The following is a 15267-nucleotide window of genomic DNA, read 5'->3' on the forward strand; positions in this document are numbered from 1 at the left end:
CATGCTGGGAACGTTCGGTGTCTGGGGCTCGCACCACGAGTGGGCCGGGAGGTACGGCGAGATCGAGGCGCTCGGCTACGGGACGTTCTGGATCGGCGGCTCACCCGAGCTCACGGCGGTCGAGCAGGCGCTGGGCTCCACGACGTCGATCACGATCGCGACCGGCATCGTCAACGTGTGGCAGTCGGAGCCGGAGGCGGTCTCTGCCGAGTTCCACCGCCTCGCGAGCGACCGGTTCCTGCTCGGCGTCGGCGTCGGCCACCGGCAGATCGACCAGGCCTACGAGAAGCCGTACGCGAAGCTTGTCTCCTACCTCGACCGCCTCGACGTGCCGGCCGACCGTCTCGTGCTCGCCGCGCTCGGGCCGAAGGTGCTGGAACTGGCCGCCGCCCGGACCGCGGGCGCCCACCCGTACCTCGTGCCGGTCGAGCACACCGCCGAAGCCCGCGGGGCGCTCGGCGACAAGCTCCTCGCGCCCGAGGTGACCGTGGTCGTCGAGGAGGACCCGGAAGCCGCGCGGGCCATCGCGCGCGAGAAGCTGGCGTTCTACTTCGGACTCACCAACTACGTGAACAACTGGCGCCGGTACGGGTTCTCCGAGGAGGACGTGAAGGGGTCGGACCGGCTCATCGACGCGTTGGTCGCCCACGGCAGCCCGGACCAGGTGGCCGCGAAGCTGCAGGCGCACGTGGACGCGGGTGCCGACCACGTGGCCGTCCAGTCGCTGAACGGCCACTACGCGGACATCGCGTCGGCCCTGGGGCTCAGGCGCTGATCTCGACGCCCTTCCAGAACGCCACGCGGCCCTTGATCTGCTTCGCCGCGTCCTTCGGCTCGGCGTAGTACCAGGCCGCGTTGGTGTTCTCGGCGCCGTCGACCTGCAACGAGTAGTAGTTCGCGTCGCCCTTCCACGGGCAGTGCGTGGTGTAGTCGGTCGGCGTCAGCACGGCCGGGTCGACGGACTCCAGCGGGAAGTAGTGGTTGCCTTCGACCACGACGGTGTCGTCGCTCGAAGCGATGATCTTGCCGTTCCACGTTGCGGTTGCCATGCCCTCCACTATCCCCCTACCGGCCGGTAGTGCAGATCGGCTGGTCAGCTCGTACTTGATCGATCCCTCTGTGAGGGCGGCCACTGTTACGGCCCCGTGACACCGCCTCGTAGGATGCGGGCTGACACCCGTTCAGGGCGCCTGAGGAGGACCACCGATGCCCATCGCAACTCCCGAGGTCTACGCGGAGATGCTGGACCGGGCCAAGGCGAACGAGTTCGCCTACCCCGCCATCAACGTCACGTCGTCGGAGACGCTCAACGCGGCTCTGCGCGGCTTCGCCGAGGCTGAGAGCGACGGCATCATCCAGGTCTCGACCGGTGGAGCCGAGTTCGCCTCGGGCACCAAGGTCAAGGACATGGTGACCGGTGCCGTGGCGCTCGCGGAGTACGCGCACGTCGTCGCCGCGAAGTACCCGGTGAACATCGCGCTGCACACCGACCACTGCCCGAAGGACAAGCTCGACGGGTACGTGCGTCCGCTGATCGCGATCAGCCAGGAGCGGGTGGACAAGGGCGGCAACCCGCTCTTCCAGTCGCACATGTGGGACGGCTCGGCCGTCGCGCTGGACGAGAACCTCCAGATCGCCTCGGAGCTGCTCGACCTCTCGGCCAAGGCGAAGCTCGTCCTCGAGATCGAGGTCGGCGTCGTCGGTGGCGAGGAGGACGGCGTCGACAACGAGATCAACGACAAGCTCTACACGACGCCCGAGGACTACCTGAAGACCGTCGAGGCCCTCGGCGCCGGCGAGAAGGGTCGCTACCTGCTCGCCGCGACCTTCGGCAACGTGCACGGCGTCTACAAGCCGGGCAACGTGAAGCTGCGCCCGGAGATCCTCAAGCAGGGTCAGGACGTCGTCGCGGAGAAGCTCGGCCTCGCGGCCGGCTCGAAGCCGTTCGACCTGGTCTTCCACGGCGGCTCCGGCTCGCTGCTCGAGGAGATCCACGAGGCCGTGTCGTACGGCGTCATCAAGATGAACATCGACACGGACACGCAGTACGCGTTCACCCGTCCGATCGCCGCGCACATGTTCGCGAACTACGACGGTGTGCTGAAGATCGACGGCGAGGTCGGCAACAAGAAGGCGTACGACCCGCGCAGCTACCTCAAGGCCGCCGAGACGGCCATGGGTGCCCGCATCGCGCAGGCGTGCGAGCACCTCAAGTCGTCGGGCCGCATGATCGCGGGCTGACATCGGTCGTGAGGAGGGCCCCCGGTGTCTGCCGGGGGCCCTTTTGCTGTCAGCGGAAGGCCTCGACGTGGCGCGCGGTCCAGTCGGCGAACGTGCGCGGGGCGCGGCCGAGCACCTTCTCGACGTCCGGGCTCACCGCCACCTCGTCCGGGGTGGGCGATCCCAGGATGTCCAGGGTGTCGTCGGCGAGCTCACCCGGCATCAGCTGTTCCATGCCCGCCTTGGCCTCGGCGCGGGTGAGCTCGTGGAACCGCACGGGTTCGCCCAGCGCGGCCGCGATCGCCTCCGCCTGCTGCCTCGGCGTGATCACCTCCGGGCCGGTGAGCTCCAGCACACCGTTCCTGTCGCTCAGCAGGGCCGCGGCCGCGACCTCGGCGATGTCGGCCGGGTCGATGATCGGCAGGGCGGTGTCCCCGAACGGCGCCGCGACGGTCCGCTGTGCGCGCACGGACTCGGCCCACCACAGCGCGTTGGACGCGAACCCGCCCGGCCGCAGGACCGCCCAGTCGAGGCCGGAGCCGCGCACCACGTCCTCCAGCCCGCGCAGCTCGACCCGCGTCGTGCCGAACGGCCTGGTCCGCACGCCCAGCGACGACAGCAGCACCAGCCGGCGCACGCCCTGCGCGGCGGCCCGTTCGACGATCTCGGCGGGGCTGGCGCCGACGGCGTGCAGGTCGCCGGACAGCAGCAGGAACAACGCCTTCGCGCCCCTCAGGTCGAGGCTCGCCGGATCGGAGAGGTCCGCCACCTGGTGCCGCACGCCGTCCGGCACCTCCGCCGCGTGCCGCGACACGGCCACCACCTGCTCGCCGGCCTCGGCCAGCGCCTTCGTGAGGGGTCGTCCGATGTTCCCGGTCGCCCCGGTCACCACGATCATTTTCCGGCTCCTTCGTCGTTGTTTCAGGCACGACGCTAGGAACCAGGCTTACTTTTCGTAAGGACGTACCTGGAGGTAAGCTCCGGACGTGGAGGTCGGAAAGCAGTTCACGCGGTCCGGTGCGACAGAGCGGTATGAGGTGTTTCACACCACCTGTCCCGCGCGTGAGATGGTCGACCACGTCACCAGCCGGTGGGGCATCTGGGTGCTGATCTCCCTGCAGACCAACGACCTCAGGTTCTTCGAGCTGCGCGAGAGCATCCGCGGCATCAGCGAGAAGATGCTGTCCCAGACGTTGCGCGGACTCGTCGAGGACGGCCTGATCTGGCGCAGGGTGGAGGCGACGACCCCGCCCCAGGTCACCTACGGGCTGACCGAGTTCGGGCGGGACGTCGGCGAGCCGCTGGCCGACCTGTTCGGCCGGATCACCAGCAGGTTGTCAGCCCAGCTCGAGTCGTGACGCGACCATCTGCCGGGTCGCGGGCCGGTGGATCACCATGTCCCCGACCGTCCACAGCACCGCCAGCAGCACGGCCGTGACCGCCGCCGACGAGAACGAGATGGGCGGCCCCCACAGGTACTCCTGCTGGAACCAGATGCCGACGTACCCGACCGTCGTGACGGTGGCGGACCCGAGCACGGCAGCGGCCGGCGTGGGCATCTTCACCAGGTGCGCCGCGTCGATCGCGAGCCCGACGAGGATCAGGAACAGCGGCACCGCGGACTTCGGGAAGTCGATCCCGGCGAGCATCGGCCAGATCAGGCACCGGTACGCGACGTAGCCTGCGGCGACGGCCGTGGCCGCCCAGAGCTTGCCGATCGTGCGCCGCGCGACGACCAGCACGATCGCGGCCGCGACCAGTCCCCAGACCGGGTAGACCCAGTCCGCGATGGGCAGCGCGAAGTGCACGACGGCCTCCCGTCCGACCGGCACGCCGAGCTGGTCCGCGGCGAACTGCAACAGGATCGGCTCGGCCTCGGCCCTACCGCTGTCGTAGGCCTGCAACGCGCGCACGCCGTATTCCTGGTGCTGGTTGGGGAACCAGACGTTCTCCAAGAAGAAGAACCACAGCGCGGCCAGCCCGAACGTCCGTGCGTTGCCCTCGGGGTAGTACTTCATCCAGCCGCGGATCGCGCCGGCGAGCATCACCGCCGTACCGAGGTAGAGCAGCGCGTGCGACCCGCTCCAGCTCGTGATGTCGAGCCCGTTGATCCGGTGGTTGATGATGTCGATCGGCAGGGCGATGAGGAAGATCCCACTTCCGACCTGCATCAACCGGATCGTCAGCTTGTCGCCGCCGTACCCGGTGAACGTGTGGAACAACGTCAGCCCGACCACGATGACCGTGCCGACCGTGTTGATCAGGTGCGGCGGCGCCAGGTCGTCCCTGAGCCACTTGAAGTGCCACGAGACGTCCCACGACGAGCCGATGAGTTTCAGCAGGAGACCGACGAGCCACAGCCGGTAGAGCTGCTTCGTGAGCTCGGCCGGAGTCTCCCTGCCCGGTGTGCCCCGCTCCCAGTACTGGTCCCTGAACCGCCTTGCCCCCTGAATCATCCGCACATCATGTGCTTCGACCTGGGGTCCAGGAAGGCCGATTGGCCCTGGTTTTACCCTGATGTTTCCAATTCGTGTGCACGATGGAGTGAACGACGTTGAACTCGATCGGCTAGTCAGGGCAAGGTGCACGGCCATGAGCTCCGAGACCGACAGGTACAAGGCGACCACGAAGCAGCGGATCATCGCAGGGGTGCTCGTCACCGTGCTGCTGCTGGCCGTGGTGGCGGCTGTGCTGCGGATGTTCATCTAGCCCCGGTTCGTCCAGCCCGGTTCGTCCAGCCCGGTTCGTCCAGCCCGCTTCGTCCAGCCCGCTTCGTCCAGCCCGCTTCGTCCAGCCCGCTTCGTCCAGCCCGCTTCGTCCAGCCCGCTTCGTCCAGCCACGCTTCGTCCAGCCCCGGTTCGTCGATGGGGCACGATGGGGCGCATGGTTGAGAACCTCCTCGGGCCCGAACCGACCCGTCTTCCCGAACGTCCTGAGGCGCAGGCCGCCGCTGACGGTGGTACTGATCCCGCCAAGATCGTGCGTGCTTACCCGGACTTCTCCGAGGCCTGGGCTCTGCTGGCCGAGCGGGCGTTGGCTGGTGGGGATCCTGTTGCTGCCTACGCCTATGCGCGGACCGGGTACCACCGCGGGCTGGACCAGTTGCGTCGGTCCGGGTGGAAGGGGTTCGGGCCTGTTCCTTGGGACCACCGGCCCAACCAGGGGTTTTTGAGGGCTTTGGGGGCTTTGGCCCTGGCTGCTCGGGAGATCGGGGAGGACGAGGAGTGGGATCGGTGTTCCCAGTTCTTGGCTGATTCCGACCCGAAGGCTCCGGCTGCGCTTGGGCTGGTCTGACGCTGACCTTGAGTGGGGCTGACCTTGGGTGGGACTGACCTGGCGTGGGGCGACCTTTGCGTGGGTCACCTTGCGGGCGGCCACCTTGCGTTGCGTGCTTCCCCTGGGGGCTCTGCCCCCAGACCCCCGGCAATCTGATCAGGGGGCCAGCGCTGTGAGCAGGTTGATGGCACGCCTGTTGCTGTGAGCGGCTGCCTGTTGCGTAGCTGGGTGGCGTCGGCGGTGGGGTCCCATCACGAGCCGAGCCAAGAGCGGGCCACACCTGAGAAGGGGTGTCAAGCGGACGAAGAGCGTGTCCGCTTGACACCCCTTCTCAGGTGCAGCAAGTGCTGTGGCGCGACTCGTGATGGGACCCCACCGCCCAGCTCTTATGGAAAGACTGCTCGCCTTCGGCATCGCGTGCGAGAGGGTGGCTCGCCTCCGGCATCGCAGTCGAATAGTGCGATCCGCCCGCCCTACCTGCCCCGCCCTACCTGCCCCGCCCTACCTGCCCCGCCCTACCTGCCCCGCCCCGCCCTGCCGCTTCGCCGCTCGGCCTCCCGCTCGGCCTCCCTGCGCTGCCCGCCCCGTCAGCCCGGCCTGCCTGCGCTGCCGGCCCCCTCCGCTCTGCTTCGCCCACCTTCCCGACCGTGCGCCCTCGCTCTCTCACTCGCTCTCGCCTTCTCCCGTCGGGTGTGAGGTTGCTTGCCCTTGGGCAAGGGAATGCCTGGTCGCGGGTTGTGACTGGTGGCCGTTGGTTCGAGACTGGCGGCGAGCACGCGGAACTAGCGGACGGGGTGTGTGTGGGCGCGGTCAGGGAAGCGGTCGGGCGTGGGCTCGGGCGGTGGCGCGGGGCCGCGTTGCCGATCGTCCAATGTGCTCTGTCCGCTGGGCTTGCCTGGGTGGTGGCTACGGTGCTCATCGGGCACCCGCACCCCTTCTTCGCTCCCATCGCCGCTGTTGTCTGCCTTGGGGTTTCGCTCGGGCAGCGGCTTCGGCGCGTTGGTGAGCTCGTGGTGGGCGTGTCGGTCGGGGTGGGGGTCGGGGACGCGCTGATCAGCTGGATCGGTAGTGGGCCCTGGCAGATCGCGTTGGTCGTGGCGTTGGCGATGTCTGCTGCTGTGTTGTTGGACGGTGGGTCTGTCATCGCGTTGCAGGCCGGGAGCAGCGCTGTGCTGGTGGCGACCCTGTTGCCGCCCAGTGCCGGCGGTGGGTTCGACCGGATGATCGACGCGTTGACCGGTGGGTTGATGGGGCTGGCGGTGGCCGCGCTCATTCCTGCCAATCCGGTCACGGTGGCTCAGCGGCAGCTCAAGGCGCTGACCAACACGCTCAGCGGGGCGCTCAGGGAGCTTGCTGGGGCGTTGGAACAGAAGGATTCGGTCAAGGCCGCTGGGGTGCTGGCCGAGTTGCGGACCAGCCAGACGACCATCGACGACTACAAGGCCGCGTTGCAGACCGGGAGTGAGATCGCGAAGATCGCGCCCATCCGGTGGCGGTCCAAGGACGAGCTCAAGCGGTATCAGACCGCTGCCGGGCCGGTGGACTACGCGATTCGGAACACGCGGGTGCTGGCGCGGCGGACGATGGCCGCGTTGAAGGCCGACGAGCGGATTCCGGACGGGGTGCCGGACGTGCTCAAGGACTACGCGGACGCCGTGGACTGCCTCAAGGGCGAGTTGGAGAAGGGCAAGGAGCCCAAGGCCACTCGGGAGGCCGTGCGGGACGCCGCGCGGGTGCTCACCGCGCGGCGTCTCGGCGGGGACGGGTTCTCGTCCAAGGTCGTGCTGGCTCAGATCCGGAGTGTCGCGGTGGACCTGTTGCAGGCGACCGGGCTCAGCCGGGCCGAGGCCATGGAGGCGTTGCCTCCGCTCAGCCCTCCGGCCGGTGCAGAAGCCCGTGCAGAAGAGAATGCACCTGTTCGTGATCGCGAGGATCGGTCAGGACGCACGAACCGCCCGTGATCGCGTACCACTCTTCCGCGCCCTCGTAGCGAACCTTCGCACTGAGCTTTCCGTCTTCGGCGAGCTCTGTGGACAGTTCCAGGTCTCCCGTCACGACGCCGACCTCGTCGGTCATCACGCCGCCGGGGCCCGCCACGAAAAGCGAGGAGAGTGGCGTCATCAGCACCTTCCGAGCATGCCCGTCAGTTCCGTCTTCTCCGCCGAGTTCACGCTGAGGCTCCAGCGGTACTTGGTGTGTACCCACATCTTCGCGTAGGTGCACCAGTACGTCGTCAGCGGCGGCTTCCACGTCGCCGGCGTCTGGTCGCCCTTGGCTTGGTTCACGTTGTCCGTCACCGCTATCAGCTGCGGGCCCGACATGTCGTTGGCGAACGACTGGCGTTGTGCTGTCGTCCACGATGCCGCTCCTGACCTCCAGGCCGCCGCCAGAGGCACGATGTGGTCGATGTCCACGTCGGAGGCCGCGGACCACGTCGCGCCGTCGTAGGGCGAGAACCACCTGCCCGACGTGGCGGCGCAACTGGAGTCGGTCACCACGTTGGTGCCGTCCCGCTTCAGCACGGCCTCACGAGTGTTGCAGGTACCGGACTGGGTCACCCAGTGAGGGAACTTGTCGCGCGAATAGCCCGTCATCGAGCCGTCGGCACGAACGGTGAGTCCGGCCAATTCGGTCCGGGCGGTGGCGGCGGAGGGGATGTTCGGCGGTGTCGCGAGTGCAGGGGAAACAAAACCAAAGGTGAGAGCTGCTGTGGCAACTAAAACACCAATGGTTCGGTTAACTTTTGACATCGGCCCGACCTTCCTTGTTGGAAAGTGATCGGGCCTACCCTCAGTCACATTATGAAATTGCGCAATGCCTTCGAGTGACACTCAAGTGAATGACAGGCGGATTGCTAGACGCCTCGGACGAGTCTCAAGTCCTCGGTGTGGCGGTACCAGGTCCACTTGTCCATCGGGCGCGGGTGCTTGTGGCCGTCCAGGACCACCGTCGTGGGCAGACAGCCGAGCTGGAACGCCCGCGGCCTGCTCACCCGGACCTTGGAGCCGAACAGGCGCTTGTTGACGATCCGGATCTCCAGGCCGAGGCCTCCGTCCGGGTCCGGCGTGCACTCGACCCGCGACGCCTGGCCGCGCAGCACGTTGTCCGCGTCGCTGTAGCCGACGCCACGAACCGGGGCCAACACGCCGAGACCCACCAGCACACCTCCGACGTCGTCGCGGACGAGCGGGACGGGATCTACGTCACCGTTCAGGGCGACGTCGAGGGCCCGCGCCGGGTCGGTCGAAAGCCCCCAAAGCGCGGCAACGGACGAATCGGCGACGGGCACGTAACCCAGTGCCACGGAGCCCAGCTTCTCCTTGCGCAGCAAGCGCAACGCCACCGCGGCGAGATCGGCGTCGGTGCCCACCACGACCAGCCGGTCGGCGTCCAGATGTGGATCTACGTCGTCCTTGCCGGGGCGTGCTGGGACGGCCACCACGTCGTCACGTTGAGCGATCATTGGCGACTGCGTGTTTCCGCAGGCCAACACGATTCCGCGCACGGTCATCTCCTGGTCTACCCTCACTTACCGGCATTCGCTCGAACCAGTCCAAGTGCTTGGAGTTTCACATGCCGGCCGTCGTGCTGATCGGTGCCCAGTGGGGCGATGAGGGCAAGGGCAAGGCCACCGACATCCTCGGTGAGCGTGTCCAGTGGATCGTTCGCTACCAGGGCGGCAACAACGCGGGTCACACCGTCGTCCTCCCGGACGGTCAGAAGTTCGCCCTGCACCTGATCCCGTCCGGCATCCTCACGCCCGGCGTGAAGAACGTGATCGGCAACGGTGTCGTGGTCGACCCCGGCGTGCTGCTCACGGAGCTCGCGGGCCTGGAGGAGAAGGGCGTCGACACCAGCGGTCTGCTGATCTCGTCGGACGCGCACTTGATCATGCCGTACCACGTGGCCATCGACAAGGTGACCGAGCGCTACCTGGGCAAGGCCAAGATCGGGACGACCGGCCGCGGCATCGGCCCGGCCTACCAGGACAAGCTCGCCCGCGTCGGCGTCCGCGTGCAGGACCTGCTGGACGAGAAGATCCTCCGGCAGAAGGTCGAGGCCGCCCTGGACTTCAAGAACCAGGTGCTGGTCAAGGTCTACAACCGCAAGGCGCTCGACCCCGAGCAGGTCGTCGACCAGGTGCTCGAGCACGGTCAGCACTTCGTGCACCGCATCGCCGACACCCGCCTGCTGCTCAACCAGGCGCTCGACCGCGACGAGATCGTCGTGCTGGAGGGCTCGCAGGGCACCCTGCTCGACGTCGACCACGGCACCTACCCGTTCGTCACGTCGTCGAACCCGACGGCCGGTGGCGCCACGGTCGGCTCCGGTGTCGGCCCGACCCGCATCAGCACCGTGATCGGCATCCTGAAGGCGTACACGACCCGCGTCGGCTCCGGCCCGTTCCCGACCGAGCTCAACGACGACCAGGGCGAGTACCTGCGCAAGCAGGGCGGCGAGTTCGGTGTCACGACCGGCCGCTCGCGCCGCACCGGCTGGTTCGACGCCGTGATCGCCCGGTACGCCTCGCGCGTCAACGGCATCACCGACTACTTCCTCACCAAGCTCGACGTGCTGTCCGGCCTCGAGAAGGTCCCGGTCTGCGTCGCGTACGAAGTGGACGGTCGCCGCGTCGACGAGATGCCGATGACGCAGACCGACGTGCACCACGCCGTCCCGGTCTACGAGGAGCTGCCGGGCTGGTTCGAGGACATCTCGCACTGCCGCTCGTTCGACGAGCTGCCGGCGAACGCCAAGGCGTACGTCGAGCACCTGGAGAGCATCATCGGCGCCCGCGTCTCCGCGATCGGTGTCGGCCCCGGCCGCGACCAGACGATCGTGCGCCACGACGTGCTCAGCTGACAGCTCGCCTCTGGGCCTCGGCCAGCGCGGTCCGCGTGACCTCCAGCTGGTCGAGGCCCTTCAGGAACTCGCTCGTCATCGAACCGTCGTCCGGGCCGGAGTCCCGGAACACGGTGAGGCACGACCGGGTGCCGTTCTCCAGCGACCGCAGCGCGTCCGTCCAGCCCGCGGCGATCTTCGCGGCGGGCGGCGGCGGGAACTCCTCCCGCAACACCGGGCCGAGCGCCTCGCACCCGGCCGCGATCACCGCGGGGTCCGCGGCCCGCACGCCGGCGAAGACCCTCTCACCGGCCTCCACGACGGTCTTCACCCGTTCCCGGCCGCCACCGTCCATCCAGGCCCCCACCGCCGCGTCCTCGTGGCTCTCAGGCCGTCCCGCGGCCGCTCCCAGGGCGACGATCGCGAACGGCACGAGCACCGCGACGGTGAACGCGCGCCACAGCGCCCGCGTGGCTGAGGTGAGCGCGAGGCCCCGGCGGACGCGCGCGAGCTCGTCGAGGACGATCGTGCGAAACGACTCGGGCTCGATGCGCCGCAACGCCATGACACCGACGTTGAGCGCCACGTACCTGCGGCCGTGCGTGCCGAACGTGACGGCGCCGGCGCGGGTCTTCGCGCGATCGACCAGGAACACCGGTGCCTTCGCGAGCGCGGCCCGGGCCACCAGTGAGTCGAGCGGCTCGACCAGTTCCTCCGGGAGCGGGGTCAGGTTTCGCCTGTACCGCAACCAGACCGGGTGCAGCGCGTAGATCAGCGACGTCGCGCCGAGGAGCAGCGCCAGCCCGCCCGCGAGCCACCACGCCCGGCCGTGGACGAACGGCTCCAGGCACGCCCGGTAACCGTCCCATGTGGACTTGTCCACGCCGGGGGTGAGGTAGAAGCCCGACCTCACCTGGCAACGCGCGTCGTCGAGCGGAGTGGCCGAGTTCCACATCGACCCGTACTCACCGAAGATCGCCGCCGTGACCGCGGATGTGAGCAGAGCCAGTGCCGTGAAACGCAGTGCGGTGCCCCAGGGCACCCTCCGTCTGTCCCCCTCCGGATCCATGGCGTGAATCGTGATTGCTGCGGACCCCGCTGTCACTCAGCCGTTGGCAGGAAATATGTCCGTGCGGGGAACATCTCGATGTACGACGGGTTTTCACGATTTGGGCGTCGTTGACTCATCTCGTGGGCTCGCCTGTACTTCCGCCCATGACCTTGTCCATAGCAGGAGTGGCCTCGCGGCCGAAAACCGCGACGCCCGCGCAGGCGCGGAAGTTCAAGCTGCCGCTGCGGTGGATCAGCCCTGTCGCGCTGGTCCTGCTGTGGCAACTGGCCAGCTCAACGGGTGTGCTGTCGCCCGACAAACTCGCTTCTCCGCTCACGGTGGCGCAGTCCGCCGGTGAGCTGATCGCGGACGGCCAATTGGGCGAAGCGTTCGCGGTGTCCATCACCCGTGTCTTCTTCGGATTCCTCATCGGCGGCTTTGTCGGAGTTGTTCTGGGACTCGCCTCCGGCCTTTCCCGGTGGGGCGAGACATTGCTGGACCCGCCGGTTCAGATGTTGCGGACGCTGCCGCACCTCGGCCTGATCCCGTTGTTCATCCTCTGGTTCGGCATCGGCGAGGAACCCAAACTCGCCCTGGTCGCGGCCGGTGTCGCGTTCCCGCTCTACCTCAACCTGCACGCGGGCATCCGGCAGACCGATCCCGGCCTGGTCGAGGCCGCGCGCGTGCTCGGGTACAGCCGGATCGAACGGATCGTGCACGTCGTGCTGCCCTCCGCCGTGCCGCAAACCCTGGTGGGACTGCGGATCGCGTTCGGCACCGCCTGGCTGTCGCTGATCGTCGCCGAGCAGGTCAACGCCGACGCCGGCCTCGGCTTCTTGATCAACAACGCCCGTGAGTTCCTCCGCACCGACGTCGTGGTCGTCGGCCTCGTGGTCTACGCGCTGCTCGGCCTGACCACGGACTTCCTGGTGCGGTTGCTGGAAAGGAGGATCCTGCGATGGCAAAAGCGGTGAGCGTTCGCGGGTTGCACAAGGCTTTCGGCGCGCGGACGGTGCTGGACGGCATCGACCTCGAGGTCGAGCCCGGCGAGTTCGTGGCGCTGCTGGGACGCAGCGGCTGCGGCAAGTCGACGCTGCTGCGGATCCTCGCGGGCCTGGACCGCGACGTCGAGGGTGCGGCCGACGTTCCCGGCACGGTCTCGATCGCCTTCCAGCAGCCGCGTCTGCTGCCGTGGCGCAAGGTCTGGAAGAACATCTCGCTGGGCCTGCACAAGCCGGACGGCCGTGCGGTCGCGTTGAAGGCGCTGGCAGAGGTGCGGCTGACCGATCACGCAGACGCGTGGCCGCTCACGCTGTCCGGCGGTGAGGCGCAACGGGTCTCGCTCGCGCGGGCGTTGGTGCGCGAACCGGACGTGCTGTTGCTCGACGAGCCCTTCGGCGCGCTCGACGCGCTGACCAGGCTCGCCATGCACCACCTGGTGGAAGACCTGTGGGCCAGGCACAAGCCCGCCGTGCTGCTCGTGACGCACGACGTCGACGAGGCGTTGCTGCTGGCCGACCGCGTCCTCGTGCTCGACGAGGGCCGGATCGTCGCCACGCACCACGTCGACCTGCCCCGCCCGCGCCGCCGGGCATCCGTTGTGGAGCAACGCACCCGCGTGCTCGCCGACCTGGGAGTGGACGTTGAAGAAGCTGCCTGACAGAAGCCTGCTGGCCCTCCTCGCCGCGATCCTCTTCGCCACGGGGTGCTCGACGGCCACGCAGGCCCAGGACACCCCGGCCGGCGACGTCGTGCTCAAGGTCGGCGACCAGAAGGGCGGCGCGAAGTCGCTGCTGACCGCCGCCGGACTGCTCGGCGACTTCCCCTACAAGCTCGAGTGGTCCACCTTCACCTCCGGCCCGCCGCTGCTCGAAGCCGCGTCCGCCGGAGCCATCGACGTCGGGGGTGTGGGCAACACACCCCCGATCTTCGCCGCCGCCGCGAACGCCAAGATCGCCGCGGTCGGCGCGTCCAAGGGCAACGTCGACAGCGACGCGATCCTGGTGCCCGCGAACTCGCCCTTGAAGACCGCGGCGGACCTCAAGGGCAAGAACATCGCCGTGGCCAAGGGAAGTTCGGCCCACGGGCAGATCCTCACGACGCTGCGCGCGGCCGGTCTCACGACCAAGGACGTGACGCTGAACTTCCTGCAGCCCGCCGACGCCTACGGCGCCTTCACCCAGGGCAAGATCGACGCGTGGGCGACGTGGGACCCCTACACCGCGCAGGCCGAGAAGGAAGCAGGCGCACGGGTCCTCGCCGACGGCAAGGGCACCGCGAACGGCTACGGCTTCCAGGTCGCGGGCAAGAAGTCGTTGGAGGACAAAGGGAAGGGCGCCGCGCTCAAGGAGTACCTGATCCGGTACTACAAGGCGCAGAAGTGGGCCGACGAGCACCGCGACGAGTGGGCCAAGGCGTGGTCCGCGGAGACCGGCCTGAAGTACGACGTGGCCCGCGCCGCCGTGGAACGGGGAGGCGACCTGCCCGTGAAGCTGGACGACACGGTGATCAAGTCCGAGCAGGAGCTCGCGGACGCGTTCACCGAGGACAAGACCCTGCCGGGAAAGGTCGACTTCGCGAAGTTCGTCGACACGAGGTTCCAGGGAGATCTGGCATGAGCATCACGCTGCACTGGTTCCTGCCGACGTCCGGCGACGGCCGCACGGTCGTGGAGCACTTCCACGCCAACCGCGCGCCTGCCGCTGGGGCCCGTCGCGAGCCGGACATCGACTACCTGGCGCAGATCGCGCGCACGGCCGAGCAGGTCGGGTTCACCGGCGTGCTCACGCCGACCGGGACGTGGTGCGAGGACGCGTGGCTGACCACGTCCGCGTTGATCGCGCAGACCAAGACCCTGAAGTTCCTGGTGGCGTTCCGGCCGGGCGTGCTGTCGCCGACGTTGGCCGCGCAGATGGCCTCGACGTACCAGCGGATCTCGCGCGGCCGGTTGCTGCTGAACGTGGTGACCGGCGGCGACTCCGTTGAACAGCAACGGTTCGGCGACTGGCTGGACAAGGACCAGCGGTACGCGCGCACGAACGAGTTCCTGCAGGTCGTGCGCGGGATCTGGACGGGCAAGCCGTTCACGTTCCACGGCGACCACTACCAGGTGCAGGACGCGACGGTGCTGGCCGCGCCGGACCCGGTGCCGCCGATCTACTTCGGTGGCTCGTCCGACGCCGCTCTCCCGGTGGCCGCCGCCCAGGCCGACGTCTACCTGACCTGGGGCGAACCGCCGGCCGACGTGGCGGAGAAGATCGCGCGGGTGCGGGCGCTGACGGACCGGCCGATCCGGTTCGGCATCCGGCTGCACACGATCAGCAGGGACACGTCCGCGGAGGCGTGGGCGTCGGCCGCGAAGCTCCTCGACGCGCTGGACCCGGCGGCGGTGGCGCAGGCTCAGGCACAGCTGGGAGCGTCGGAGTCCGTGGGGCAGCAACGGATGCTGGCGCTGCACGGCGGTGACCTGACCCGGGGTGTCCGGGGTCTGGAGATCTACCCGAACCTGTGGGCCGGAGTCGGGCTCGTGCGTGGTGGCGCGGGAACGGCACTGGTCGGGTCTCATGAGGAGGTCGCGGACCTCGTCGAGGAGTACCACTCCATCGGCATCGAGGAGTTCGTGCTCTCCGGCTACCCGCACCTCGAAGAGGCGTACTGGTTCGGTGAGGGCGTGCGGCCCCTGCTGAAGCAACGCGGGTTGCTCGACGGGGACCGCACGCTCGCACTCGCCGGCGCCACGACCGGCGACCTCCACCGCGCCTTCGACGCTCAGCAGGGCGCTTCGCGGCACCGGCCCCACGCCCACAGCCAACCAGGATGAGGACGCGGGGCCGGTGCCACGATGCACCCGTCTGACCGCCGAATGCGGGGCGAAGGCC

At 68.6% G+C, this 15267-nt stretch carries 16 protein-coding genes; 10 read left to right on the top strand and 6 right to left on the bottom strand.

The window, feature by feature from the left end:
• The first annotated feature begins 1 nt into the window (after position 1).
• Entirely contained in the window at positions 2 to 775 is a 774-nt protein-coding gene (locus tag ACWF7A_RS12660) for a TIGR03620 family F420-dependent LLM class oxidoreductase (protein ID WP_452250556.1), read from the top strand.
• Here the strand turns inward: ACWF7A_RS12660 and ACWF7A_RS12665 are convergent.
• Positions 765 to 1049: a DUF427 domain-containing protein gene (locus tag ACWF7A_RS12665; RefSeq protein WP_452250557.1), complete on the bottom strand. Its 285-nt coding sequence runs from the start codon at positions 1047 to 1049 to the stop codon at positions 765 to 767. The genes ACWF7A_RS12660 and ACWF7A_RS12665 overlap by 11 nt on opposite strands.
• 157 nt (positions 1050 to 1206) lie before the next feature.
• Between ACWF7A_RS12665 and fbaA the strand changes: the two genes are divergently transcribed.
• Positions 1207 to 2241, top strand: a complete 1035-nt coding sequence (gene fbaA / locus ACWF7A_RS12670; protein ID WP_189157341.1) for a class II fructose-bisphosphate aldolase — start codon at positions 1207 to 1209, stop codon at positions 2239 to 2241.
• A gap of 49 nt (positions 2242 to 2290) precedes the next feature.
• Here the strand turns inward: fbaA and ACWF7A_RS12675 are convergent, their stop codons facing one another.
• Positions 2291 to 3118: an SDR family oxidoreductase gene (locus ACWF7A_RS12675; RefSeq protein WP_452250558.1), complete on the bottom strand. Its 828-nt coding sequence runs from the start codon at positions 3116 to 3118 to the stop codon at positions 2291 to 2293.
• Positions 3119 to 3206: 88 nt separating this feature from the next.
• On the opposite strand from ACWF7A_RS12675, the gene ACWF7A_RS12680 reads away from it, so the two are divergent.
• On the top strand, positions 3207 to 3578 hold the full coding sequence (locus ACWF7A_RS12680) for a winged helix-turn-helix transcriptional regulator (RefSeq protein WP_452250559.1): 372 nt from the start codon (positions 3207 to 3209) through the stop codon (positions 3576 to 3578).
• Here ACWF7A_RS12680 and ACWF7A_RS12685 read toward each other — a convergent pair.
• Positions 3558 to 4676, bottom strand: coding sequence for a hypothetical protein (locus ACWF7A_RS12685; RefSeq protein ID WP_452250560.1), 1119 nt, complete (start codon positions 4674 to 4676; stop codon positions 3558 to 3560). The genes ACWF7A_RS12680 and ACWF7A_RS12685 overlap by 21 nt on opposite strands.
• A 427-nt stretch (positions 4677 to 5103) precedes the next feature.
• Between ACWF7A_RS12685 and ACWF7A_RS12690 the strand changes: the two genes are divergently transcribed.
• Both ACWF7A_RS12690 and ACWF7A_RS12695 read left to right on the top strand, forming a co-directional pair.
• Positions 5104 to 5514, top strand: a complete 411-nt coding sequence (locus ACWF7A_RS12690) for a DUF3151 domain-containing protein (protein WP_452250561.1) — start codon at positions 5104 to 5106, stop codon at positions 5512 to 5514.
• Between the two features lie 782 nt (positions 5515 to 6296).
• Positions 6297 to 7457 carry an FUSC family protein gene (locus tag ACWF7A_RS12695; protein WP_452250669.1) on the top strand — a complete coding sequence of 387 codons (1161 nt, stop codon included), beginning with the start codon at positions 6297 to 6299 and terminating at the stop codon, positions 7455 to 7457.
• Between the two features lie 159 nt (positions 7458 to 7616).
• On the opposite strand, the gene ACWF7A_RS12700 is transcribed toward ACWF7A_RS12695, so the two are convergent.
• Together ACWF7A_RS12700 and ACWF7A_RS12705 are read right to left on the bottom strand one after the other, a co-directional pair.
• Positions 7617 to 8246, bottom strand: a complete 630-nt coding sequence (locus ACWF7A_RS12700; protein ID WP_452250670.1) for an HNH endonuclease family protein — start codon at positions 8244 to 8246, stop codon at positions 7617 to 7619.
• 104 nt (positions 8247 to 8350) lie between these two features.
• Positions 8351 to 8959 carry a hypothetical protein gene (locus ACWF7A_RS12705; protein WP_452250562.1) on the bottom strand — a complete coding sequence of 203 codons (609 nt, stop codon included), beginning with the start codon at positions 8957 to 8959 and terminating at the stop codon, positions 8351 to 8353.
• Positions 8960 to 9069: 110 nt separating this feature from the next.
• On the opposite strand from ACWF7A_RS12705, the gene ACWF7A_RS12710 reads away from it, so the two are divergent.
• Positions 9070 to 10359 (top strand): adenylosuccinate synthase, encoded by a 1290-nt coding sequence (locus ACWF7A_RS12710; protein ID WP_452250563.1) that lies wholly within the window; start codon positions 9070 to 9072, stop codon positions 10357 to 10359.
• Here ACWF7A_RS12710 and ACWF7A_RS12715 read toward each other — a convergent pair.
• Entirely contained in the window at positions 10352 to 11407 is a 1056-nt protein-coding gene (locus ACWF7A_RS12715) for a hypothetical protein (protein WP_452250564.1), read from the bottom strand. The two genes, ACWF7A_RS12710 and ACWF7A_RS12715, sit on opposite strands and share 8 nt — an antisense overlap.
• A 146-nt stretch (positions 11408 to 11553) precedes the next feature.
• Between ACWF7A_RS12715 and ACWF7A_RS12720 the strand changes: the two genes are divergently transcribed.
• The 4 genes from ACWF7A_RS12720 to ACWF7A_RS12735 are packed head-to-tail and all read left to right on the top strand — an operon-like array spanning position 11554 to position 15209.
• Positions 11554 to 12363: an ABC transporter permease gene (locus ACWF7A_RS12720; RefSeq protein WP_452250565.1), complete on the top strand. Its 810-nt coding sequence runs from the start codon at positions 11554 to 11556 to the stop codon at positions 12361 to 12363.
• A complete protein-coding gene (locus ACWF7A_RS12725) occupies positions 12348 to 13049 on the top strand; it encodes an ABC transporter ATP-binding protein (protein ID WP_452250566.1) in 702 nt (233 codons plus the stop codon). Before ACWF7A_RS12720 ends, ACWF7A_RS12725 begins: the two co-directional genes overlap by 16 nt.
• Positions 13033 to 14007, top strand: coding sequence for an ABC transporter substrate-binding protein (locus ACWF7A_RS12730; protein ID WP_452250567.1), 975 nt, complete (start codon positions 13033 to 13035; stop codon positions 14005 to 14007). Before ACWF7A_RS12725 ends, ACWF7A_RS12730 begins: the two co-directional genes overlap by 17 nt.
• Positions 14004 to 15209 (top strand): LLM class flavin-dependent oxidoreductase, encoded by a 1206-nt coding sequence (locus ACWF7A_RS12735; protein ID WP_452250568.1) that lies wholly within the window; start codon positions 14004 to 14006, stop codon positions 15207 to 15209. Before ACWF7A_RS12730 ends, ACWF7A_RS12735 begins: the two co-directional genes overlap by 4 nt.
• The last annotated feature ends 58 nt before the right edge of the window (positions 15210 to 15267 follow it).

It is taken from the genome of Lentzea sp. NPDC055074 (assembly GCF_053608005.1).

Bases quoted from the DNA above. Each gene is read 5' to 3' on its own strand.
- fbaA (WP_189157341.1), top strand. From the start codon at position 1,207: ATGCCCATCGCAACTCCCGAGGTCTACGCGGAGATGCTGGACCGGGCC.
- ACWF7A_RS12735 (WP_452250568.1), top strand. From the start codon at position 14,004: ATGAGCATCACGCTGCACTGGTTCCTGCCGACGTCCGGCGACGGCCGC.
- ACWF7A_RS12710 (WP_452250563.1), top strand. From the start codon at position 9,070: ATGCCGGCCGTCGTGCTGATCGGTGCCCAGTGGGGCGATGAGGGCAAG.
- ACWF7A_RS12685 (WP_452250560.1), bottom strand. From the start codon at position 4,676: ATGATTCAGGGGGCAAGGCGGTTCAGGGACCAGTACTGGGAGCGGGGC.
- ACWF7A_RS12690 (WP_452250561.1), top strand. From the start codon at position 5,104: ATGGTTGAGAACCTCCTCGGGCCCGAACCGACCCGTCTTCCCGAACGT.
- ACWF7A_RS12705 (WP_452250562.1), bottom strand. From the start codon at position 8,959: ATGATCGCTCAACGTGACGACGTGGTGGCCGTCCCAGCACGCCCCGGC.
- ACWF7A_RS12725 (WP_452250566.1), top strand. From the start codon at position 12,348: ATGGCAAAAGCGGTGAGCGTTCGCGGGTTGCACAAGGCTTTCGGCGCG.
- ACWF7A_RS12720 (WP_452250565.1), top strand. From the start codon at position 11,554: ATGACCTTGTCCATAGCAGGAGTGGCCTCGCGGCCGAAAACCGCGACG.
- ACWF7A_RS12660 (WP_452250556.1), top strand. From the start codon at position 2: ATGCTGGGAACGTTCGGTGTCTGGGGCTCGCACCACGAGTGGGCCGGG.
- ACWF7A_RS12700 (WP_452250670.1), bottom strand. From the start codon at position 8,246: ATGTCAAAAGTTAACCGAACCATTGGTGTTTTAGTTGCCACAGCAGCT.
- ACWF7A_RS12675 (WP_452250558.1), bottom strand. From the start codon at position 3,118: ATGATCGTGGTGACCGGGGCGACCGGGAACATCGGACGACCCCTCACG.
- ACWF7A_RS12715 (WP_452250564.1), bottom strand. From the start codon at position 11,407: ATGGATCCGGAGGGGGACAGACGGAGGGTGCCCTGGGGCACCGCACTG.
- ACWF7A_RS12665 (WP_452250557.1), bottom strand. From the start codon at position 1,049: ATGGCAACCGCAACGTGGAACGGCAAGATCATCGCTTCGAGCGACGAC.